This window comes from Neomicrococcus lactis, from assembly GCF_014200305.1.
GTDB classification, from domain to species: domain Bacteria; phylum Actinomycetota; class Actinomycetes; order Actinomycetales; family Micrococcaceae; genus Neomicrococcus; species Neomicrococcus lactis.
The window spans coordinates 2,290,641-2,310,353 of sequence record NZ_JACHBL010000001.1 but is presented as its reverse complement, the minus strand read 5'-3'; the positions used below and the strand labels follow the sequence as shown (position 1 = coordinate 2,310,353).

23 protein-coding genes are annotated in these 19,713 nt (G+C 59.6%); 7 read left to right on the top strand and 16 right to left on the bottom strand.

Translation table 11 applies throughout. The features are described from left to right. Positions 1–30: 30 nt before the first annotated feature. From BKA12_RS10450 to BKA12_RS10415, 8 genes are all read right to left on the bottom strand, one after another. Positions 31–672 (bottom strand): response regulator transcription factor, encoded by a 642-nt coding sequence (locus BKA12_RS10450; protein WP_338087507.1) that lies wholly within the window; start codon positions 670–672, stop codon positions 31–33. After that, complete coding sequence (locus BKA12_RS10445) at positions 669–1,781, bottom strand: sensor histidine kinase (protein WP_183643500.1); 1,113 nt, start codon at positions 1,779–1,781, stop codon at positions 669–671. Before BKA12_RS10445 ends, BKA12_RS10450 begins: the two co-directional genes overlap by 4 nt. Before the next feature lie 10 nt (positions 1,782–1,791). Beyond that, entirely contained in the window at positions 1,792–2,541 is a 750-nt protein-coding gene (locus BKA12_RS10440) for an ABC transporter permease (protein ID WP_338087506.1), read from the bottom strand. After that, complete coding sequence (locus tag BKA12_RS10435; protein ID WP_183643497.1) at positions 2,538–3,572, bottom strand: ABC transporter ATP-binding protein; 1,035 nt, start codon at positions 3,570–3,572, stop codon at positions 2,538–2,540. Before BKA12_RS10435 ends, BKA12_RS10440 begins: the two co-directional genes overlap by 4 nt. Positions 3,573–3,677: 105 nt before the next feature. After that, positions 3,678–4,886, bottom strand: coding sequence for a pyridoxal phosphate-dependent aminotransferase (locus tag BKA12_RS10430; RefSeq protein WP_183643494.1), 1,209 nt, complete (start codon positions 4,884–4,886; stop codon positions 3,678–3,680). A 36-nt stretch (positions 4,887–4,922) separates the two neighbouring features. Next, the gene (locus tag BKA12_RS10425; protein WP_183643491.1) at positions 4,923–5,705 is read right to left on the bottom strand and encodes an oxygenase MpaB family protein; all 783 of its coding nucleotides are present in this window, start codon (positions 5,703–5,705) and stop codon (positions 4,923–4,925) included. Continuing rightward, complete coding sequence (locus tag BKA12_RS10420) at positions 5,702–6,532, bottom strand: thioesterase II family protein (protein WP_183643488.1); 831 nt, start codon at positions 6,530–6,532, stop codon at positions 5,702–5,704. Before BKA12_RS10420 ends, BKA12_RS10425 begins: the two co-directional genes overlap by 4 nt. 44 nt (positions 6,533–6,576) lie before the next feature. Beyond that, on the bottom strand, positions 6,577–7,482 hold the full coding sequence (locus tag BKA12_RS10415; RefSeq protein WP_183643485.1) for a Gmad2 immunoglobulin-like domain-containing protein: 906 nt from the start codon (positions 7,480–7,482) through the stop codon (positions 6,577–6,579). A gap of 312 nt (positions 7,483–7,794) precedes the next feature. Between BKA12_RS10415 and BKA12_RS10410 the strand changes: the two genes are divergently transcribed. Continuing rightward, on the top strand, positions 7,795–8,811 hold the full coding sequence (locus tag BKA12_RS10410) for a type I restriction endonuclease (RefSeq protein WP_183643482.1): 1,017 nt from the start codon (positions 7,795–7,797) through the stop codon (positions 8,809–8,811). Positions 8,812–8,981: 170 nt separating this feature from the next. On the opposite strand, the gene BKA12_RS10405 is transcribed toward BKA12_RS10410, so the two are convergent. Together BKA12_RS10405 and rlmN are read right to left on the bottom strand one after the other, a co-directional pair. Beyond that, positions 8,982–9,281 carry a hypothetical protein gene (locus BKA12_RS10405; protein WP_183643479.1) on the bottom strand — a complete coding sequence of 100 codons (300 nt, stop codon included), beginning with the start codon at positions 9,279–9,281 and terminating at the stop codon, positions 8,982–8,984. A 278-nt stretch (positions 9,282–9,559) separates the two neighbouring features. After that, on the bottom strand, positions 9,560–10,906 hold the full coding sequence (rlmN, locus tag BKA12_RS10400) for a dual-specificity RNA methyltransferase RlmN (RefSeq protein ID WP_183643477.1): 1,347 nt from the start codon (positions 10,904–10,906) through the stop codon (positions 9,560–9,562). A gap of 157 nt (positions 10,907–11,063) precedes the next feature. Here rlmN and BKA12_RS10395 point away from each other — a divergent pair, with 157 nt between their 5' ends. Both BKA12_RS10395 and BKA12_RS10390 read left to right on the top strand, forming a co-directional pair. Continuing rightward, the gene (locus BKA12_RS10395) at positions 11,064–11,399 is read left to right on the top strand and encodes a PadR family transcriptional regulator (RefSeq protein WP_183643475.1); all 336 of its coding nucleotides are present in this window, start codon (positions 11,064–11,066) and stop codon (positions 11,397–11,399) included. Positions 11,400–11,444: 45 nt separating this feature from the next. Next, positions 11,445–11,804, top strand: coding sequence for a hypothetical protein (locus tag BKA12_RS10390; protein WP_183643472.1), 360 nt, complete (start codon positions 11,445–11,447; stop codon positions 11,802–11,804). A gap of 159 nt (positions 11,805–11,963) precedes the next feature. On the opposite strand, the gene BKA12_RS10385 is transcribed toward BKA12_RS10390, so the two are convergent. From BKA12_RS10385 to BKA12_RS10375, 3 genes are all read right to left on the bottom strand, one after another. Next, positions 11,964–12,245, bottom strand: a complete 282-nt coding sequence (locus BKA12_RS10385) for a hypothetical protein (RefSeq protein ID WP_183643469.1) — start codon at positions 12,243–12,245, stop codon at positions 11,964–11,966. A 417-nt stretch (positions 12,246–12,662) separates the two neighbouring features. Continuing rightward, the gene (locus BKA12_RS10380) at positions 12,663–13,874 is read right to left on the bottom strand and encodes an MFS transporter (RefSeq protein ID WP_338087505.1); all 1,212 of its coding nucleotides are present in this window, start codon (positions 13,872–13,874) and stop codon (positions 12,663–12,665) included. Positions 13,875–13,985: 111 nt separating this feature from the next. After that, positions 13,986–15,224 carry a hypothetical protein gene (locus BKA12_RS10375; RefSeq protein WP_183643466.1) on the bottom strand — a complete coding sequence of 413 codons (1,239 nt, stop codon included), beginning with the start codon at positions 15,222–15,224 and terminating at the stop codon, positions 13,986–13,988. Positions 15,225–15,374: 150 nt separating this feature from the next. Here BKA12_RS10375 and BKA12_RS10370 point away from each other — a divergent pair, with 150 nt between their 5' ends. After that, complete coding sequence (locus BKA12_RS10370; protein WP_183643462.1) at positions 15,375–16,007, top strand: arsenate-mycothiol transferase ArsC; 633 nt, start codon at positions 15,375–15,377, stop codon at positions 16,005–16,007. Between the two features lie 33 nt (positions 16,008–16,040). On the opposite strand, the gene BKA12_RS10365 is transcribed toward BKA12_RS10370, so the two are convergent. Both BKA12_RS10365 and BKA12_RS10360 read right to left on the bottom strand, forming a co-directional pair. Further along, positions 16,041–16,673, bottom strand: a complete 633-nt coding sequence (locus BKA12_RS10365) for a response regulator transcription factor (RefSeq protein WP_338087504.1) — start codon at positions 16,671–16,673, stop codon at positions 16,041–16,043. Between the two features lie 43 nt (positions 16,674–16,716). Then, positions 16,717–16,914 (bottom strand): hypothetical protein, encoded by a 198-nt coding sequence (locus BKA12_RS10360; protein WP_183643460.1) that lies wholly within the window; start codon positions 16,912–16,914, stop codon positions 16,717–16,719. Between the two features lie 81 nt (positions 16,915–16,995). Between BKA12_RS10360 and BKA12_RS10355 the strand changes: the two genes are divergently transcribed. Genes BKA12_RS10355 through BKA12_RS10345 form a run of 3 tightly spaced genes read left to right on the top strand, consistent with a single transcriptional unit; the run spans position 16,996 to position 18,211 of the window. After that, the gene (locus BKA12_RS10355; protein ID WP_183643458.1) at positions 16,996–17,139 is read left to right on the top strand and encodes a hypothetical protein; all 144 of its coding nucleotides are present in this window, start codon (positions 16,996–16,998) and stop codon (positions 17,137–17,139) included. Continuing rightward, the gene (locus BKA12_RS12660) at positions 17,136–17,762 is read left to right on the top strand and encodes an ABC transporter permease (protein WP_338087503.1); all 627 of its coding nucleotides are present in this window, start codon (positions 17,136–17,138) and stop codon (positions 17,760–17,762) included. Before BKA12_RS10355 ends, BKA12_RS12660 begins: the two co-directional genes overlap by 4 nt. After that, positions 17,747–18,211 carry an ATP-binding cassette domain-containing protein gene (locus tag BKA12_RS10345; protein ID WP_183643455.1) on the top strand — a complete coding sequence of 155 codons (465 nt, stop codon included), beginning with the start codon at positions 17,747–17,749 and terminating at the stop codon, positions 18,209–18,211. Before BKA12_RS12660 ends, BKA12_RS10345 begins: the two co-directional genes overlap by 16 nt. A gap of 146 nt (positions 18,212–18,357) precedes the next feature. Here the strand turns inward: BKA12_RS10345 and BKA12_RS10340 are convergent, their stop codons facing one another. After that, positions 18,358–19,710, bottom strand: coding sequence for an MFS transporter (locus tag BKA12_RS10340; protein WP_183643452.1), 1,353 nt, complete (start codon positions 19,708–19,710; stop codon positions 18,358–18,360). Positions 19,711–19,713 lie beyond the last annotated feature (3 nt).

Below are 19,713 nucleotides of genomic sequence, written 5' to 3'. Positions count from 1 at the left end.
CTTACACGAGACCGCGGCTGGCGCTATTTTTTAGATCCAGCCGCGGTCTCGTGCTGTGCGGGCCGCTTCGATGCGGTTTGTGGTGCACGTCTTGGCGATGGCGTTGGATAGATAGTTCCGCACCGTTCCCGCACTCAAGTACAGGGCTGCCGCAATTTTGGCGACCGGTTCTCCGTCGGCTGCACGGAGAAGGATCTCCACTTCGCGTTCGGTGAGCGGGTTATCCCCTTCAAAGAGGGATTCTTGTGCCAAGTGCGGATCGACGACTCGCAGTCCCGAGTGGATACGTCGCACTACTTCGGCCAGCTGATCCGCGGGCGTATCTTTGACCACGAACCCGGAGGCACCGGCCGCGAGCGCTCGTTTGAGGTATCCGGGCCGGTCGAAGGTGGTCACCATGAGCACTCGGACGTGTGGTTGTTCGGTGCGAATCCGCTCAGCGGTTTCAATGCCGTCCATTCCCGGCATTTGAACGTCCAGTAAGCAAACGTCCACTTCCTGCTCGCGGAGGGCCGCAAGCGCCTCTGCGCCGTCACCCACTTCGGCGATCACGTCGATGTCTGGTTCCAGGTTCAGCAGCGCCGCCATGGCACCGCGCACCAGCGCTTGGTCGTCTGCGATGAGCACTCTGATCTGCGCACGGCCTCCCGCAACAACTCTATCTCCAGTCACCACGCCACCTCCACTAAAGCGCCGCCAAAGCGCGATTCGCTCAACACTAAACGCGCATCCACCGCAGCCAAACGTTCGCGAATTCCCCGAAGGCCATTACCTTCTACGGCATCAGAACCTGAGACGTCCTTGCGGATGCTGCCCCAGCCGTCGCCGTCATCCTCGATGGTCAAGGAGTCGACGTCCCATGAGATGAGAACTTCGGTGGCGTGAGCGTGGCGCAGAATATTCGTGGTCACTTCGCGGATGACCCACCCGAGTTGAACACTCACGGCAGGTGGCACGTCAACGGGGTCCCCAGAGACGGTCACCGCGTGGCCGGCGGCTTCAAGCGTTGCTTGGGAATTCAGCAACTCTTGGCTCAGGCTCGCTCCGCGCAATCCGGTAACGGTAGCTCGGACCCCCGCTAGAGCTTCCGCCGTGATCTCGCCAATCTCGTGAAGTTCTTTTTTGGCGCGCGCCGGTTCGGCGTCTAAGAGCTTCTCGGCGAGCTCGGATTTTAGCTTGACCACCGTGAGTGAGTGCCCTAAGAGATCGTGCACATCCCGCGACAATTTCACCCGTTCCTCGGCTCGTGCAAGCTCAACGCGCATGTGTTCCGCGCTCTGGCCGGCACGCATCATCTGGGTCACCATCAAGTTCACGATGAACACCAACGCCATCGCAATTCCCAAGGACAGCACTGCGTCGACGCTGCCTAACCACCATCCTGCAAGGACCAGGCCAGCAAAGGACAACGCCGCAGTCACGAGCAGCGCCCGAAGCCCCAGGAGATAGGCGGCAAAGCTGATCAGGAAGGGCGTGAAGGACAGGTAGTTGGCGGCGTCTACGAGCATGGTTGGCAGGGGCAAGAGGCACAGGATGCCGAAGACAGTCCACGCTCTCTTCGGCGCGTGTCCGCCGAGGCAGTCCGGCAAGGTGATGAACCCGTAGAGGTACACGCCGGCGAAAGCAGCAATGGAGGCCAGCCCCAGGATGCGGATGGCTGGAGAACCTGAGAACTCCCACACTGTCATCAAGGGAAAGATCAGGAAGAACAGCCAAATGGCGGCAATGATCCACGCGTGCCTCGCCCAAAAGCTCGGGCGTGCGGATGACGTCTCGCTCATGGTCTTCAGCCTAACGGCGAGCGCGAGAGCGGCGAACGCCCCACAATGCGAGCGCCAAGAAAATCACCGTCCAGGCCACCACGTTGGCGATGTACCACCAGAGCTCCTCCCGCTTGCCGTCCGCCATGAAGCCTTCCAGCACCGGCCATCTAACCAGCCCAATCATCCCGTACATCGGCGTGAAGCGGGCGATATCCAGCATGGTTCCGGACAGTGGGATGAACACGTTGCCGAAAAACGCAAAGAACGTCACGGCACCGGAGGCCACGCCAGCCGCGGAGTCGCTCTTGAACAAGAGCCCGGCCGCGAGTCCGTAAAGCGCAAAAACCGCCGAGCAGCCCAGAGAGATTGCGGCTGTCGCCCACCAGATCCAGGTGGCGTCCGCTTTAGCTCCAGTGAAGATGCCGACGGCATAGACAATGACCATGGCCACGGCCGCGAAGGCCAGCGCCACTACCGTTTTGGTGAGCACGAACTGCCAGGGCCGCATAGGTGTCAGCCCGATCTGCCGGCCCCACCCTTGAGTCTGCTCGGTGGCCGCCGTCGCCGAGATCGCGGTCACCGCACTTACGGCACCGTACGCCGCCATGGAAGCCATGACGTAGTACTTCAGGTTCGCGTGCCCTGCCATCTGCTCGCCGCCTGCCGTGGAAGCGCCGAACAGCAAGTACATTGCGGCTGGCAGCAACAGCACAAACATCACGTTCGATACGTCCCGCGCTTGGCGCTTGAACTCTATGACCATGTAGGTGGGGTTCACGATGCAGTCCTTACGGTTTCTTCAGCACTGTGGGCTGACGCATTGGCCTCGGTCAAAGAAATGAAGGCGTTCTCAAGGGATGCCCCGGAGATCTCGAGATCACGAGGCGAAAGGTCCGCGAGCGCTGGAGAGGTCAAAAGCGCCCGCGCCACAGCGTCGGAGTCCTTAGCCAAGATTTCAACCCGATCCCCGTTGCGTGAAAGCTGTTGCACCTCAGGAATGGAGCGAAGAATCTCAACCCCAGCTGCGGCGTCGTCTTCTGAAACTGAAGACAAGGACAGCGTTGCGGAAACCGTGCGGCCGGACGCGAGCGAACGGAATTCCGCGGTAGGCGCGTCCGCAATGAGGGAGCCTTGCGCCATCAAAATGACTCGTTGGGCGAACTCTTGCGCCTCTTCCAAGTAATGAGTCGCGAAAACCACGGTGCGCCCGGTCAGCGCTTCGGCTTGAATCGTGTGCCAGAAGTGGCGCCGGGCGTTGACGTCCATGCCGGCGGTGGGCTCATCCAAGAAGAGCACTTCCGGGTTTGGCAAGAGCGCCAGTGCGAACTTCAAGCGCTGTTGCTCGCCGCCCGAGCATTTGACGACTTTGCGAGACGCTAGAGCCGTGATGTCAGCTCGTGCCATGACTTCATCCACGCGTGAGCGACCGTGGTGCAGGGCGGCGATTGCCGTCACGGTTTCGCGGACGGTCAGGTCTCGCAAGAGCCCGCCGGTCTGCATGACGGCGGAGACTCGTCCGGCGTCCATGGCAACGCGGGGCGCGGCGCCCAAGATTTCCACAGTGCCGTCGGTGGGTTCGGTGAGGCCCAGCATCATGTCGATGGTGGTGGTTTTTCCCGCGCCGTTCGGGCCCAGAAAGGCCACGATTTCGCCGGGGTGGATAGTGAGGTTGACGTTCTTGACGGCCTCTACGAGTCCGTCCCGCGTTCTAAAAGATTTGGAGACGTTCCGCAAATGAACCGCGGGCGCCGTAGATTTCAGCCCTGATGACCTAGATGACCCTGATGAATTTGCCGGTGATGAGACCATGCCTCAAGAGTCCCACCCCTGAGAACCTAAGAGAAGCGCCAGCCGTCACAGGATCCGCATGACACTTGTCATGGACTGATCCCTGAGAACACTTGGCCCCTGGCACTACCGAGCGTGCCGCTCCTGGAACTCGAGGATTCGATCCACTGCGACGGCGACGGCGTCGTAGCCTGCTGCGAAGCTCAACCGCACGAACCGGTCCCCGTCCTCCGCATCAAAATCCGGTCCCGGGGTCAGGGCCACGAACGCTTCCTCGAGTAGTGCCGCGCAGTACGCGGTGGACGTTTCCCAGACGGACAGCCACGGCCCCAAGTCCGCGTAGACGTAGAACGCGCCGTCGGCTGGCGCTACTTCGCCCCAGCCCAAGCGCGGTAACGCTTCCAGCAAGAAGGCTCGGGTCTGGGCGAATTCGGCCACCGCGGCGTCCCCTTCCGCGTAGGCGGCTTCAGAAAAGGCTTCCACAGCGGCATGCTGTGCGGGCGCTGACGCACACAAAGCAACGTTCCCCGCGAGAGCATCGACGCCCGGGATCAGATCATTCGGCAGCACCGCCCAGCCCAGTCGCCACCCGGGCATGCCCCAGAACTTGGAGAAGGAGGAAATGACCACGGCGGTGGGGTCCAATTCCACGGCGGAGACGCCGCGCGCATCCGGTTCCGATGACGGCGCGTAGGTGATGCCGTGGTAGATCTCGTCGCTGATCAGACGCGCCCCGTGGGCGTCGCACCAGGCCACGAGCGCTTCGAGTTCGGCGCGCTCCACCATGGTTCCGGTGGGGTTTGCGGGCGAGGCGAGGATTAGGCCATCGAGGTGCCCGTGTTCGGCTTGGGCTTCATCGAGCAGTTCGGGCGTGGGTTGGTACCGGGTGGAGGCGTCGCACGGGATTTCCACGACGTTGATGCCAAGGGCGCTGAGGATGTTGCGGTACGCGGGGTAACCGGGGCGTGCCATGGCGACGCGGTCGCCTGCGTTGAACGCGGCGAGGAACACCAGCATGAACGCGCCGGATGCACCCGTGGTGATGGCGATATTTTCGGTGTTCACCGTCGTTCCGTACCAGCGTTGATAGTGCGCTGCGATCCGTTCGCGCAGCGGCGCAATCCCGAACGCGGAAGTGTAGTTGAGCGATACACCGGAAGCGTGTAGCTCGGCGGCGGCTTGGTTCACTCCCGCTGGCGCTCCGCCCGAGGGCTCCCCCGCGCACAAGGACACCACGTCGTGGCCGGCCGCCCGCAACTGGGCCACGCGATCCAGAATGTTCATGACGTGGAAGCTGGGGACGAGGGCTCGGGAGGCTACGCGTTTTTCAACCATGCCTCGATTCAACCACGCCCCGATCCTTGGCAGGTTTCAGCCCAAACGGCTCAAGTAATAGCGCATTGGCGCGTGCCGCACGGCGAGCGGAATTTTCGGTAGTACGACGCCGTAGCTCGCCATGAGTGCCCGATACTCCAGATCCTGCCGAGTTCCGTAGGCGCCGCCAAATACTTCAGGACCGTAGGCTTCGCGGAGTTGAGCAGGGAGCATTCCGGCCGTCAGGGTTCGGGCGATCGGCATGGCCGCTTTCAGGTAGAGAGGCACGTTCCGGGGCCTCATCAGCTGTGCCGCGACCTCGCGAACGGGAGGATCGACGCGGAGCCGAGCTGCGGCGTCGTACCAATAATCCCTAAATTCTGCCCGCGAACCGGGCCACCGCTCCTCCGGCATCCCCAACGCGGTGCCCAACAGGGCGTACTCGCGGTAAATATTCTCAGCGTCCGCGCGGTTCATGGGTCCGAAGATGTTCTCGTAGACCAGGATCGCCGAGTCGTAGAGCGTTGCCGCTACCCACAGCTGGAGCTCGGGGTCGCGAGCATCGTAAGCGGGATGATCCGCGCCGCCAGCTGAACGAACTGGTTGGTGCGCTTTGCTCACCCACTCCACTACTTTCGCCGCTTGCCGCGGCGTGCCATTCGTGAGGGCGTAAAGGTAAGTGAGCGTGCCGTGGAGGCGCTTGAGCGGGTCTTTCGCGAAGTTCGAATGCTGCACCACGCCGTGTCCGACGCCCGGGTGAGCGATCTGCAACAGAATTGCCCGCCCGCCACCAGCGATCATGATGCCCTCGGGCGCCATGTCTTTCAGCGTGAGTGTCATGAAAGCGTGGTGTCGGCGAATCCTGCGAGCGCCGCCGCGATCTCGGGGACGTGTTGCTGGTGGTAGAAGTGCCCTCCGGGGAACTCGCGGTGGCTGCCGTTGACGCCCAGAAGCTCGTGCCAACCGCGCATTTTCTCGGTGCTCGCGCGATCGTCCTCGCTGCCGCTCAGCGTCAGGACATGCTTGGTGTTGAACGTTGGCGGCGGTGTGAAGCGGTAAGCGTCCACGAGCTCAAAATCCCTGCGGATCTGCGGCAAGAAGGACAACGCAACCTCGGGCTGATCCGCGAGCTCGCGCGGAATGCCGCCCATCTTCACGAGGAACTCGAGAGCGTCCCGGTCATTCAGCTCGCGCAACTCCCCGGCGGATTCACGGACGTAAATGGGCGCACGCGCGAACCGCTTGCGCTTCACGGGCGCCGCGCTCGCAGACAGAACTGTTCCCAGCACGGACTGCCCGGCTTCGCTGAGCGCACGCACCGTTTCCACCGCGAGGAGCGCACCCATGCTGTGTCCGAAAATGATCAGGGGCCGGGTCTCGCTCGAGTCTTTCGAAGGACGTTGGGCGAGTATTTCCTGAGCTAGGCGCTCGCCGTACCGGTGGAGACTGTGCAGTTCGGTAGCGCGCCGCGGCGCCGATTCGCCCGAGCTTACGTGCCCCGGAAGAACCGCCGTGGACAATCGGACGGAGGTCTCGCCGAAAGCCTCCCGCAGCGGAGCACTCCACGGAATGTAGGTGGAAGGAAGCGCGCCAGCATGCGGGAGAAGCAAGACGTCCTGCGATGCCGGGGTCGATTTTTGACCGGGTAGCGGATTCAAGAGTGCCAAAGATGTACCTCCGGGTTGCGGTGGGATCCTTCTTTACACCCTACTCAGTTCTCCTCAAAGGAAACCGGCACCGCGGCCGCCGTGTAAACGCTGCCATCCTTGGCGCTGTATTCGAGGAACACCAACGCGCCAGTCGCTGCCCCGGGCTCGGCGAACGTGACGGAGCCGGTGAATGGTTCTAGTGGTTCCGCGGAGCCGCCCATCACCACAGCTTCGCCGATGCGCGCTGAGGTTCCGTGGGCGTAGAGATGAACGTTGACCACGGCCTCGAACGCGCGCGATTTTCCGGTCACGGTGACGGGGCTGGAAATAGCGGCACCTGCTGCGGGCATCGCTGGCTCAGTTTCACTCGAGACGGCACCCAGGATGTAGAAGAATCCGTCGGACATTTGCCGGAACATCACCGTCGTGACCGCCCCGGAGGTCGCGTCGTTTCGGATCTCCACTTCGCCGGACCGCGCATCGCCTTGTTGCACGTCCCCGTAGACCGGATCCGTGAAGCCCACGAGCTCCTCGGCGAACCCCTGGACGGCTTCTTCGGCGGAGCTGTAGCGCAGGCTTCCCGCCGGATTCGGCCAGACCACATTCTTTGCTTCGGCGGCCGGCAGTGCGGTTGCGCTCGAATTCACAGAGGACGACGACGCAGCTGACGTAGGTGCCGACGTTGACGTCGTTGCGGCTGAAGTAGAGGACGCCACTGTTGGTGAAGAGGAAGAGTTCAGAGTGCTGGGGATTCCATCCGGGCTCGAAACACCCGGCGATGAGCTGGTAGCAGGTGGAGTTCCGCCGCCCCGGCTAAACATCATGAAGAGAGCCACCACCAAGGCGATGACCGCCACCACTAACGCCAAAATGGCAGTATTTCGACGCGAATTTGCCCCCGCGCCCACCCCCGGACTCCCGGGATGCGCGTCATCTGGATCTTGCTGAGAAAACTCTCTCTCGCTCATGCCAGAACGCTATGCCTGTCTTGAGCGAGAAGCGAGCAAGAGATCGCATCGATTGGGCGTCAATTGCGTAACGGTAAGTAGGCAATTGACATGTGATCTGCAGGTTAAAAGATTTCAGTTGATTTAGCATGGTCGTCGAAAGATTTCGGAAAGCACTTTCTAAGTGTCATCAACTGGAGATACATTCAAAGTTACAACTACTTCGAAGGGGAACCGAGCGCATTTTCAGAGCGTCTAAATGCTCTTGCGGCAAAAATTTGTCAGCAAAAATCGATCATTGACACTGAAGAAGCGACTAAGAACGCGTTCGTCATGCCGTTCATTTCGACCATCCTCGGATACGACGTTTTCAATCCACTTGAAGTAGTTCCCGAGTACACCGCCGACGTAGGGGTGAAGAAGGGCGCAAAGATTGACTACGCGATTGTGCGCGACGGTGAAATTCAAATGCTGATTGAGTGCAAGAAGTCTGCTGGCGATCTCCGAATTGAACATGCCTCACAGCTCTACCGCTACTTTGCCGTGACAAACGCACGTGTCGCCGTTCTGACGAATGGTGAGGTCTATCAGTTTTACACTGACTTGGACGCGGCGAACCGGATGGATTCAAAACCATTTTTGATTCTCGATATGTCGGACATCGACGAAACTCTTATTCCAGAACTACAGAAATTGTCGAAAGACAAATTCGATATCGAGTCAGTTGTAAGCGCAGCTGAGGAACTCAATTACATAGGCCACCTTAAGCGGAATATCGCTTCGCTGTTCTCGGAACCAACAGAGGAGTGGGTTAAGTTCCTTGCAGCAAAAGTTTACGAGGGTCCCATCACTCAAAAAGTACGAGAGCAATTCACGCCACTCGTAACTAAGGCTTGCGGCCAATTTCTTAGCGAGCGAATCAACGATCGACTCAAGGCAGCGCTTGGTGAAACGGGAACGACTCACGTCTACGTTTCAAACAACGATGCAGATCTTGCGAGCACTGTCACTAGCGAAGAAGCTGTCGACAAAGATCTCGCAAACGAAGATGGTGTTATAACCACACTTGTGGAGCTCGATGGGTTCCGTGTAGTTCAGGCGATTGTGTGTGGCGAAGTCAAAGCCAGCAGAGTTGCCCATCGAGATGCCAAGTCATACTTTGCGATTCTTCTCGATGACAACAACCGGCGCCCAATCGCTCGTCTCCACTTCAATCGACCTCAAAAGTACATTGGTCTTTTCGACGCGGACAAGACTGAAACTAGGCATCCGATCGAGTCGGTCGACGAAATCTACGCCTTTGCCGAACAACTACGCGAAACTACACGTCGGTACGCTGCCGAACAGTAATTCGGGTGTTGCATTAGTCTGCCGCCGCGGGTTGTCCGCAAGCGCCGCCGTTTTCCCGCCCCGCGTGTATCTCGCGCAGCGTGATAGGAATTTCGGCGTCTTCCATAGCCCGAAGGACTGCCCGCGGCACGGATGGCACCGCCGTCCTTCCAATAGAACCCAGACTGACTTCACCCGCACTCGGGAAGTTCATTTGACGAGCCGCCCCGAGCTTGACGCCACGTCGAGAAACAAAACATGGCCGCAACGACACCCACCAACACCAGCATTCCAGCGAAGTTCGGCTGGAAGTTCACGGCGGGCATCGCGTTCTCGGTTGTGAACCAAGCTTGGATGAGACCCGGCAAATGGACCGCTTTGGTCGTCGCATAGGTTAAACCGAGTGCTCCGACGATGACTAGAAATACCAGGCATGCTCCGGTGAAGACACCACTGACCGCGGCCATCATCATCTTAGGGAGAAGTTTCATTCTTGCGTACTTTTGCATGTCCGCCGGATTCACTTCACAGGGTCCGCGTCGGTTCAGCTGTGGACCAGTGAGAACTCAACAGTTCGTCGATAGTGCAGACGCCAATTAAGTTACTGCCCAACTCTTGGGCGCAACAGAGCCAAAAGTATCGACCTTTCAAAACTTTTGGCTATCGTGCTCGGCGGGTTCTCCGCGACCTAGCTTTGATAGCCCCGGCCGCCCGCACCACCGGAAGCCGAGGCACTAACGCAAGCCCCGGCGTCGTCATCAAAAAATAACTACTCGGCAGCCGCCAACTGACCGCAAGCGCCGTCGATTTCCTTGCCGCGCGTATCGCGCAGCGTTGTAGGAACTCCGGCGTCTTCCAGAGTCTGAATGAAGGTCCGCGTCACGTCTGGGTCAGAAGCGGTCCAGATGGATCCGGGGGTTGGGTTCAACGGGATCGGGTTCACGTGCACCCAACCGCGTCCGCGCGAGTTGAGCTTCTTCGCGAGCAACGCGGCACGCCACGCGTGGTCGTTCATATCCTTGATGAGTGCGTACTCGATGGAGACGCGGCGGCCGGTCTTCTTGTAGTAGCCGTACGCGGCGTCGATCGCCTCGTCGACCTTCCAACGCGAGTTCACGGGGATTAGGTCGTCGCGCAACTCGTCATCAGGTGCGTGCAGGGACAACGCAAAAGTGACCGGAATGTTCTCGTCTGCCAGCTTGTTGATCGCCGGGACAAGGCCCACGGTGGAGACCGTGATGTTGCGCGCGCTCATCCCCAGGCCTTCGGGGGCGGGAGCCACCATACGGTGCACGGCGTTCATGACGCGCTTGTAGTTGGCCAGCGGCTCACCCATGCCCATGAACACGATGTTCGTGACTCGTTCGGCATCGTGCCCACCGTCGCGGCGTAACCCGCCTAAGCCACCTTCGGCAATCACCCGGTTGGCCTGCACAATCTGGTCAAGGATTTCAGCGGCGGACATGTTGCGGGTCAGGCCGGCCTGGCCGGTGGCGCAGAATGGGCAGTTCATGCCGCAACCGCACTGGCTGGACACGCACAAGGTGATGCGGCCGGGGTAGCGCATGAGGACGGATTCCACGAGGGAGCCGTCGAAGAGGCGCCACAAGAATTTGATAGTGTCACCGTTGTCCGTGACGAGGCGCTTGACCTCGGTGAGCAGCTTCGGGAACATCGCCGAAACCAGTTCCTCACGACCAGTCGCCGGAAGGTCCGTCATGAGCTCGGGGTCAGTGGTGTAGTGCTGGAAATAGTGCACGGAAAGCTGCTTCGCGCGGAATGCTGGGAGGCCCAGTTCCTTGAGTTTCGCCTGACGCTCCTCGAGAGTGAGGTCCGCCAAGTGTGCTGGTGGCTGCGAAACACGCGGCGACTTGAACTGTAGAAGCGGACGCCCCTCGGGGGTAGTCTGCTGGTCCCAGCCCTCAGTCGCGGGCCGCACTTGATTGCGGTTATTTTCCCGTACGACGCCGCCACTCAATTGAGCGGGCCGCGTCCCGTCCGCTCCCCTCACCCCGCGCAATGGGCCGGCGCTCGGTGCATCCGGGCGGCGCGCATGCGCTTTGGAGGTTCCGGAACGGTGGTGTTCTGGCTCTGGGGAGGAATTTTTGGGAGTCATCCGCTCCATTGTCCCACGCTTGTGCAAGGCGCATCGAGCCTCTCAACTCTGCACAACGCACCCACTCTTAATACTTTCGTCTATAAATCGTCACCCTAAAGTAGATAGTTTCCCAAACTAAGTTTCAATCTCGAATAGCATCACTTAGCGTACAAGCATGGACATTTGGCAATGGCGGGAAGAGTTTGCCCGAGCCGCACTGCGTTACGCGGTATTGGCAGCACTGTCTTTTCGGGATGCGCATGGTTATCAGCTTCTGACTCACCTGAAGGAAAAGGGATTCGGAAATATCAAAGGTGGCACGCTGTACCCAGTGCTGGCGCGGATGGAAGACGAAGGCCTACTACGTCATTCGTGGGATACCTCAAACACAGGTCCGGCGCGCAAAATCCTCATGCTAACGGATGAAGGACGAAGTCAAGTTGAGCTCGCTGAGCAAGCTTGGAAAGACATCTCATTAAGTCTGAAGATGCTGACTTCCACGGCGGCCTAGGCCTTCACGTCTTTGAATTCGCTCTCGACTTTTAGGGATTCACTCATGATCAGCTACCAGACCAGCTTAAAAGCCGCCCTTCGCGCTCGCGGAGCAAGTGAGGACTTAGTGGCATCTGCCATGGAGAGCATTGGGTGGCCGGCAGAGAATCAAAGTCTTGAAGAATATGAGGCACTGGTGAGGGAATTTGGCGAACCTGGTACCTACGCAGCGCAACTCATGCCGGAGAATCGAGGTAAGCCACGTCTTCCGTTCATGCTCACTGCCATGGTGCTGGCGGTGATTGCGCTCTTCGCGATGCCAATCGAACAATATGGCTGGTGGAAACCTCTCATTGTCTTGGGACTTTTGGCTGCGGGCATTCTCATCGAATTCGTCCGCTACACCCAAACAGGAAAGCGCTAGATCGCTGGTGACTCGCGCATGCACTACGAACCTCAGACTGCATTCACTGAGCCTCATGTTTTCGCTCGTTGTTTATAGGAACTCATTGCCAAGGAGAGAGGCTGGGGCGTCGCTCGTCATGAGCAACGCCCCAGCCTCTTCCAAATATCGTCTGCTGACTTAGAAGCCGATGATCCACCGGATAACTTCGAACACCACCGCTCCTGAAACGCCATCAAGAATGGCGATCCCGCGAGCCTTGAGCCATGGCTTCAGGGTGTTGTTGAGGTAGTTCACGAAGTGAGTCTTTCCAACCTTCACGGCTCCGATGACGCGCGTGTAAGTGGCATAAGAAATTCGCTTGATTGCCTCAAGTGCTGCGCGGACCGCAACTCGAATAGCCAACACTGGTAGAGCTTGGATGGAAGCCTGACCGGACTTATCCGCCGGTGGAAGAGTCACCAAATTGCCGCTGGACGAGCTTGCGCCACCAAGAGCAAGCGTTGACGCTGTCGAGAGCGAGCTAGTTGCCGCGATAGGAGTCGAAGTGCTCGCCTGGATTGCGACGGTTGCAGTAGCTGGGACCCCGACGGACGCCTGTGCGCTACTGGCTCCAGTGAAGGCCAGAGCACCAACAAGAGACGCGGAAACCGCGGCTTTTACGAATGTCTTTTCATTTTTCCACTCAACAAAGTGTCTGTCTTGATCAACAATTGCTGATCACGGCCAGCCTATTTACACTCTTGCGATGAGTAAATGAATCCATGCGAAATTCGACTCAATTGTATTCGAACATCTAAATCAGTGGACCCGAACGTATTAAAGAAGGACCGCTAGATCCCGACGAAAGTCTATTGACGGAAGTGCCTTTGAATGCACCTATGAGACATCCTCAATGTAGCGCTTGGGGCTGATCATCGTGGCTCCGACGAGCATGACCACCACGCACACGCCGAGGGTCGCGAAGGAAGCGCCCCAGCCGCCGGTGGCGTCGTGAATGATGCCGAACAGGAAGGGCGCCGCACAGGCTCCCGCGTAACCGAGTCCCTGACTAAAGCCACCCAAAACACTCGCGCCTCGGGTTGTCCGCGAGCGCAAATTGATCATGAGAAGCGCAGTAGCGAAGGTCGCCTGGCCCAAACCGGAGAACGTGATCCACAACCACGTGCCATTCTCAGGCGAGAAGTACATTCCGGCGTGACCCACAATCCAGAGAACCGTGAAGAGCAAGATGGCGTTGAAGGGCTTTTTGAGTTTCGGCAACCACAATGGCACCAGCAAGCTGACCGGCAGTGCGAGGATCGCGAAGTACGCGAGCGCAGTGCCAGCCTCCCCCGGCGTGAAGCCGTGCTCCACGAGATACAACGGGATCCACGTGAAGTACACGTACGTTTGGGCCGAGTTTCCAGCCAAAAAGATGGCCAGTCCCCACGCAACGGGCGAGCGGAACGGATTGATCTTTGCGGGGGTGGCTGAGGTTGCGAAGGGATCGTCCGGTCGCTTCTTGCCGGTGAGTCTTTCAACGCGACGATCCTGAACCAACTGAATGGCCCACGGTACGGCAACCACCAGACTCAAGAGTGCCCAAATAGCCATGGAGAACTGCCAGTTAGTGGCTTGGGCAATGGGTACGGCAAACAAAGGGCTGACGGCGGTACCAATAGATATGAGCGTTACGTAGATTGCCGTGACCAGTGCCAATCGGTCCGGGTAGTACTTCTTGATGAGAGGCGGAAGCACCACGTTGCCGATTCCGTATCCTGCGAGCGCCACAATGGACAGCGCCAAGAAAGACCACACGTTTGGCATGAAGACGCGCAGCACCTGACCCACTACAGCCAGCGTGATGGAGACAGCCAGAGCGCGTTCCAGCCCCAACCGTTTAATGAGCGCCGGAGCGAAGAACCCAAACACCGCGAAGGTTCCGGGCGCGAGCATCGCCAAGAGACCCGTGGATGCCGAATTGAAACCGAGAGCAGGGCCGGCTTCGGGAAGCAGTGGCGCCACCACCAGAGCGGCGGCTCGAAGCGCCAGCGCAAGCATGAAGATGCCAACAAGCGCAGCGATGCGCCCGGCGAGAGGTTGCTTCACGAATAGATTGGTCACCTTTGCACCATGTCACAACTTCGGTTGCAACTCACATCCTGGTCACTCGCCGCCGTCGCGGGCTACGGATTGTGACATCTCAATCCCACGAAAGACCTACGCCGTGTGCTCTGATTCAGGCTCGCTCATCACGGCGTCAATGTTGCGGATCAAGACCACCAACCATCCAAACAACACGCCTGCCGCCACCAGTTCAAGGGCCGTGAGGTTGTAGTACCCCAGCCCAAACCACAGGTATGAAGCGCCCACCAAGACCAGCACCGCACCAAAACTCATGATGTAGAACACTCCCGGGAAATACGGCATCCACACCGGCACCCCGAGCATCATGAAAACAATCAAGAACGCGGCCACCCATACAAACGCTGTGTGCAGGTCAGTCATGGTGTGCACGGGAGCCAGTCCGATCCCCACCAAGCACACGCCGATTCCAATGAGGCATCCGCGCACAATCGAGACGCGCGGCCGCACAAACCGCGTCTCCATTCGCCTCAAGAACCGCACGGGCAGAGCCGGCGAAAAATCAATCAGCTCTCGCTTGGCCAGCCATTTCACTTCGCTCCAGTCCTTGAGTTCACGCGTGATGAAGTCGGCGAGCAGCGCGAGCAGAATTCCTGAAGTCACCAGCGTGGTGTTGAACGTCCAATAGCTGGTGGCGCCTGCCTGCCCCGTGCCCAGTTCACTGAACATCGAGTGCCACCAGAAGGGATTTTCGGCGTACAGCATGCTCACCACAACGCCCGCGGCGATATAAGAAGCCAACAGCACTGACAGGCTTGCCGTGCTGATCTTGGCGCCCGAAGAGTAGGACAAGTACGCAGCCATAGCCGCAGCGCCAGCCACCATGGCCGATCCCGCGATGGCATCAACAGTCAGGCCCACGAAAGACGCTTGGAACATCCGAAACAGTGCCAAGGATCCCATCATCGCGATGGATCCGTGCATGGCCATGAGCGCCAGAGCGTCGAGAATCCGGCGCGGCAATGGTCGTTCCGAGAGCCACTTCAGCGCTTGCTGCGTTGCGAAGAGAAACCCCATGAAGAACGCGAGCGCCGAGGCAATCGCAGACAGAATTGCCGCATACACGGCCACCGAATTGTCTCCAGACAGCGGCGGTCGGTACCCCTGGAACGCGAGAAAAGCGAAGCCGCCCGCCAGCACCGCGGCCACAATTCCGGACCAGGTGGCGCGGGATTCCACGCGCACCAAGTACTTGTGGTTCAGGGTATTGAGCTTTTGGGCTTGCGTTTGGCGCGCTACGTTTCCGTCATTTTCAGAAAGGAGTACGACGCCGCCGCTCGGCTTGGGTGCCTTCTCTTCATATCTAGGGGGCATACTTCCCAAAGTACTGGAACCCCTGCGATGGCCTAAAAAATCACTCTGAACTAGTTACAAATCACAGCGGCGTCATTATGCTTGTTAACCTAAAGTTCAGCTTCTGTTCAACTGAGGTTCAAATAGGGACTCGACTCAAAAGGAGTGGCCATGGAAACACGACGCATGCTGCCACGCATTGCTGAACACCTGACCGAGAAGTACGGAAAGCTCTTCAGCCCCGAGAAAATTGCCGATGTCGTCAACTACTCGTTCGCGACGCTCGACGCCCAAAGTAAAGTCAAGACTCACCTTTTCACCACCACGGAGCACTTCGCGGATCAGCGCCTCCACGCACTGGCTATTTCGCATGGACTCATCCAGGGCGACAAGCCGCGTGTATTGTTCGTGTGCCCGTCCAACACCGGACGCTCGCAAATTGCAGCCGCCCTCATGGGACGCCGGACAGAAGGCGCTGTCGGGACGCGCTCCGGCGGCGTCAACCCGGGCGGCCACTTGCATCACCGTGCCGTGGAAGTCCTTCAGGAGCGCGGCATCGACTTGAGCGGCATGTTCCCCAAGCCCCTCGACACTGACGTCCATGACGCCGCCGAATACGTAGTCGCCATGGGTTGCTTGGACCAGATCGAGCAGCGGCCAGACACCACCTACATCGAGTGGGACATCCCGCTCCTTGCAGAAAAGTCTGTCGAGGAAGTTCGGGAGATCGTCGATCTGATCGAACGCCACGTCGACGAGTTCACCAAGGAGCTCTCCACGAGCGCCCGCCACGCGGCGGCCTAGCGACTAAAGCACCAATTCCTGAAATCCGCCGGGCTAGTTCTGCTGGCCCGGCGTCAGGAGACCTGACTCATACGCCAGGACCACCAACTGAGCGCGATCATGCGCCTGCACCTTATCCATGATGCGATTGACGTGCGTCTTCGAGGTGTACGGCGAGATCTGCAGATGCTCTGCAATGTCCGTGTTGGAGAATCCCCTCGCCACGAGCACCAACACTTCTTGTTCACGAACCGTCAGCTGCTCTAGCTCGGGAAAATGCGGTGTACCTGCGGAGGAGTTTCGCGGAACTTCAGCGACATAACGGGTGATCAACGCCCGGGTGGCGACGGGCGACAGCAGAGCGTCGCCGTCGTACACCGCTAAAACTGCCTTGACAATGTCCTCAAGCTCAGCGCCCTTGCCGATAAATCCGCTGGCTCCCGCGCGAATGGGGGAAACCACGTTTTCGTCTTCCTCGAACGTGGTCAGAATGAGGTCGCGTACGTCAGCGTTGTTGGGGTCCTCGAATATCCGGCGGGTCGCCTCGATACCGTCAACGAGCGGCATGCGAATGTCCATGAGGACCACGCTCGGGCGAAGACTCTGGACGCACGCTACGGCCTGGGCGTCGTCAACAGCCTCCCCCACCACCTCAATATCCGGGTGGGATCCAAGAACGTCCGTCACCCTTGGCGGATGAGCGACTGATCATCCACCACCAAAACTCTGGTCAAGGCGTCACCGCCGCAGATGGCGTCATGGCTAACTGCGCATACAGCCAGAAATAGCCGGGCGTGGTGTCTGTCCAGACGGTTCCGCCGATCGCCGCCGCGCGCCCGCGTAGCCCCACGAGCCCAAAGCCGCCGCCGGTTTCAGCATCGCGTTCCGGAGCCGTTACAGACACCGGGTTAGCCACGGAAAGCGACATAATCGGTGGCACCCACCACGTCAGAAAGTTGACCGCGAATGGTCACGTGAGCATCGAGGCCCGCTAGGCGCATGCGCTCCAATGAGCCATTCAGTTCGCCGAGATCAGGCTGCAGCAGCGGAGGCGTCCCACTGCCATACGACGACGTGCCTCGGCTTCGCGGGTCTGGTCAGCACGCTGGGCTCGCTCCGTGAGGGATACCAAATACTCTTGGCGCGATCGTGAACTACCCCAGTGCGCAGGCCAACGCAAAGGCCGCGAGTCCCGAACCGTTAGGCCGCATGGGTGGGCCCGGAAAAGTCACCGCGCTGGAAAGCGCCGTCCCAGACAGCACGATCAGCACGCAGTCGGAGTTGGCGTCGCAGGTTTCCAGCGCGCTCGCGAGCGCATCCTCGTTGATTTCCAACCTCGGCACGTTGCTCTCGATCGCGGTCCTCGCTGTGGCACTCTTGATCGCTATGTTGCTCACGAGCTCCGGCGTAGCGCGCCGCACCCGTGAGTTCGGAACGCTGAAGGCACTCGGCTGGTCTAACAACCGAGTGGTAGCTCAGGTGGCAGGCGAATCCATGATTCAGTCCATCATTGGCGGCATCGCCGGACTCGCCCTGGGGCTCGGTGCGGTGGCGATCATCAACGCGCTTGGTCCCACGATCAGCGCTGGGGGGACTACGACGACGCCGGCTGGCGGACAGGGTGCTCCAGCTGGAATGCCGACTGGCGGCCCCATGGGTCAGGGCCTTTGGCAACGCAGCAAGTCAGGCCCAGGACATTGTGCTCCACGCTCCGGTGTCCTTGTGGATCGTCTTGCTCGCGAGTGGCCTAGCCATCCTCAGTGGCTTGGCCACTAGTGCCTTCGGCGGTTGGCCGCGGCGAGAACCTGGTGGTCCTCAAGAACCTCAACCTCGAGGTGCCGCCGGGCGAGTTCGCTACGATTCAGGGACCCACGGGCGGCGGAAAGTCGACGCTGTTTCAGTTCCTTGGCGCTCTCGATACGCCGGACGAAGGAACCATCCAGCTTGGCACTCACCAACTGACCAAGTCATCGAGCGGTCAGCTGACCAGGGTGCGCCGGGATTACATCGGGTTTGTCTTCCAAGACTTCAACTTGATCCCCACGCTCAACGCCTACGAGAACGTCAACACCGCACTGGAAGGCCGCGCGATTTCCAACGCCGAAGCCCTCACGATCATCGCGGTCACGCATGATTCAGGGGTTGCAGCTCGTGCCGAGCGTTGCCTGCACTTGCAGGGCGGGCAGATCTTCGACGAGTCGGATCCCGCGCTGCGCCGCCACTAAACGCAAGGGCCACTAGCCGCAAGGGGTATTGCAGGACGCAAGCCGCGTCGTCGTATTCAAGAGGAAAAGCTGAAGCCGGGTTGCTTGGAGATGTGTTGTGAGAATCTCCAAGCAACCCGGCTTCTGCCGTTAACAAATGGGAAACGCTAGTGACGCAGCGCGTCCTTCGAGGTCTCCTTCGCGAGGGCGACCGCAATCAGCGAGATCGCCGCGGCACCCACGAGGTACCAGGCCGGAGCGAGGTTGTTGCCGGTGACCTGAATCAGCAACGTGGCTACGAACGGCGCGGTGCCGCCGAAGATCGCGTTCGCCAAGTTGAAGCTCACCGCGAAGCCGGAGTAGCGGACGCGCGTGGGGAACATTTCCGCGAGGAAGGATGGGAGCGTTCCATCGTTGAGCGTGAGCATGGCGCCGAGAGCAATCTGGATCAGCAAGATCACTGCGAAGGAATCGGAATCCAACAGTGCGAACGCTGGGACGGTGAAGAGAATGAACAGCACGGATGCGGCCATGAGGACCTTCTTGCGACCAAAGCGGTCGGACAGCATGCCGGTCAGCAGGATGAAGCCGATGTACGTCAACAGGGCCACAGTGGTGGCGATGAAGGACAGCGTCTGATTCAGCCCCATGACCTCTGACAAGTAGGTAGGCATGTAGGACAGAATCACGTAGAAGCCCACGGCGTTCAGCAATACCGCACCCACCGCGAGCAGCAGCGGACGCCAGTAGTTCTTGAACAGATCCATCGCGGGAGCCTTCACGGCCTCGTCCTCGAGGGTCAGCTCGCGGAAGGCCGGGGTGTCCTCAAGCTTGGTCCTGATGTAGCGGCCGATGAGCCCCATCGGCGCAGCCAAGAGGAACGGAATACGCCAACCCCAGTCCTGGAGCGCTTGCGCGTCCAATAGTCCGGTCAACGCAGCGGCAAACAAGGAGCCCAAAAGCAGGCCGGCAGCTGTAGAAGCCGGTACGACGGCGGCATACAGTCCACGCTTGTTAGCCGGCGCGTATTCCACGAGGAACGCCGACGCTCCCGCGTACTCGCCGGAAGCGGAGAAGCCCTGCACCAATCGTAGGAGCAACAACAACAGCGGGGCGCCGAAGCCCAACACCGCATAGCCGGGGAGTAGTCCCACGCAGAAGGTCGCGAAAGACATGATGAGAATGGACCAGCTCAGCGCGTTGCGGCGTCCAATGCGGTCGCCCAAGTGGCCCCAAATGAAGCCACCCAATGGGCGGACCAAGAACGAGATCGCAAATAATGCAAAGGTAGAGAGAAGTGCCAGCTGGCGGTCTTGTTCTGGGAAGAAGACCACAGCGATGGTGGTGGCGAGGTAGCCGTAGGCGGCGTAATCGAACCATTCCACGAAGTTTCCAATGAAGGATGCTGTTACCACCCGGCGGCGGGCGTCTTTGCCGATGCCTTCAGGGCGTGGTCGCGCTTGACCGCTCAGCGTAGGTCCGAGGTCCTGAGCGTGATTCGCAGGTGAATTAGAAGACATGTG

Excerpts from the sequence above, each read along its gene's own strand:
- BKA12_RS10405 (WP_183643479.1), bottom strand. The coding sequence starts at position 9,281 with ATGAAACTTCTCCCTAAGATGATGATGGCCGCGGTCAGTGGTGTCTTC.
- BKA12_RS10395 (WP_183643475.1), top strand. The coding sequence starts at position 11,064 with ATGGACATTTGGCAATGGCGGGAAGAGTTTGCCCGAGCCGCACTGCGT.
- BKA12_RS10435 (WP_183643497.1), bottom strand. The coding sequence starts at position 3,572 with ATGGTCTCATCACCGGCAAATTCATCAGGGTCATCTAGGTCATCAGGG.
- BKA12_RS10430 (WP_183643494.1), bottom strand. The coding sequence starts at position 4,886 with ATGGTTGAAAAACGCGTAGCCTCCCGAGCCCTCGTCCCCAGCTTCCAC.
- rlmN (WP_183643477.1), bottom strand. The coding sequence starts at position 10,906 with ATGACTCCCAAAAATTCCTCCCCAGAGCCAGAACACCACCGTTCCGGA.
- BKA12_RS10375 (WP_183643466.1), bottom strand. The coding sequence starts at position 15,224 with ATGCCCCCTAGATATGAAGAGAAGGCACCCAAGCCGAGCGGCGGCGTC.
- BKA12_RS10425 (WP_183643491.1), bottom strand. The coding sequence starts at position 5,705 with ATGACACTCACGCTGAAAGACATGGCGCCCGAGGGCATCATGATCGCT.
- BKA12_RS10415 (WP_183643485.1), bottom strand. The coding sequence starts at position 7,482 with ATGAGCGAGAGAGAGTTTTCTCAGCAAGATCCAGATGACGCGCATCCC.
- BKA12_RS10340 (WP_183643452.1), bottom strand. The coding sequence starts at position 19,710 with ATGTCTTCTAATTCACCTGCGAATCACGCTCAGGACCTCGGACCTACG.
- BKA12_RS10445 (WP_183643500.1), bottom strand. The coding sequence starts at position 1,781 with ATGAGCGAGACGTCATCCGCACGCCCGAGCTTTTGGGCGAGGCACGCG.
- BKA12_RS10360 (WP_183643460.1), bottom strand. The coding sequence starts at position 16,914 with ATGTCGCTTTCCGTGGCTAACCCGGTGTCTGTAACGGCTCCGGAACGC.
- BKA12_RS10410 (WP_183643482.1), top strand. The coding sequence starts at position 7,795 with ATGCCGTTCATTTCGACCATCCTCGGATACGACGTTTTCAATCCACTT.
- BKA12_RS10390 (WP_183643472.1), top strand. The coding sequence starts at position 11,445 with ATGATCAGCTACCAGACCAGCTTAAAAGCCGCCCTTCGCGCTCGCGGA.
- BKA12_RS10355 (WP_183643458.1), top strand. The coding sequence starts at position 16,996 with ATGAGCCATTCAGTTCGCCGAGATCAGGCTGCAGCAGCGGAGGCGTCC.
- BKA12_RS10370 (WP_183643462.1), top strand. The coding sequence starts at position 15,375 with ATGGAAACACGACGCATGCTGCCACGCATTGCTGAACACCTGACCGAG.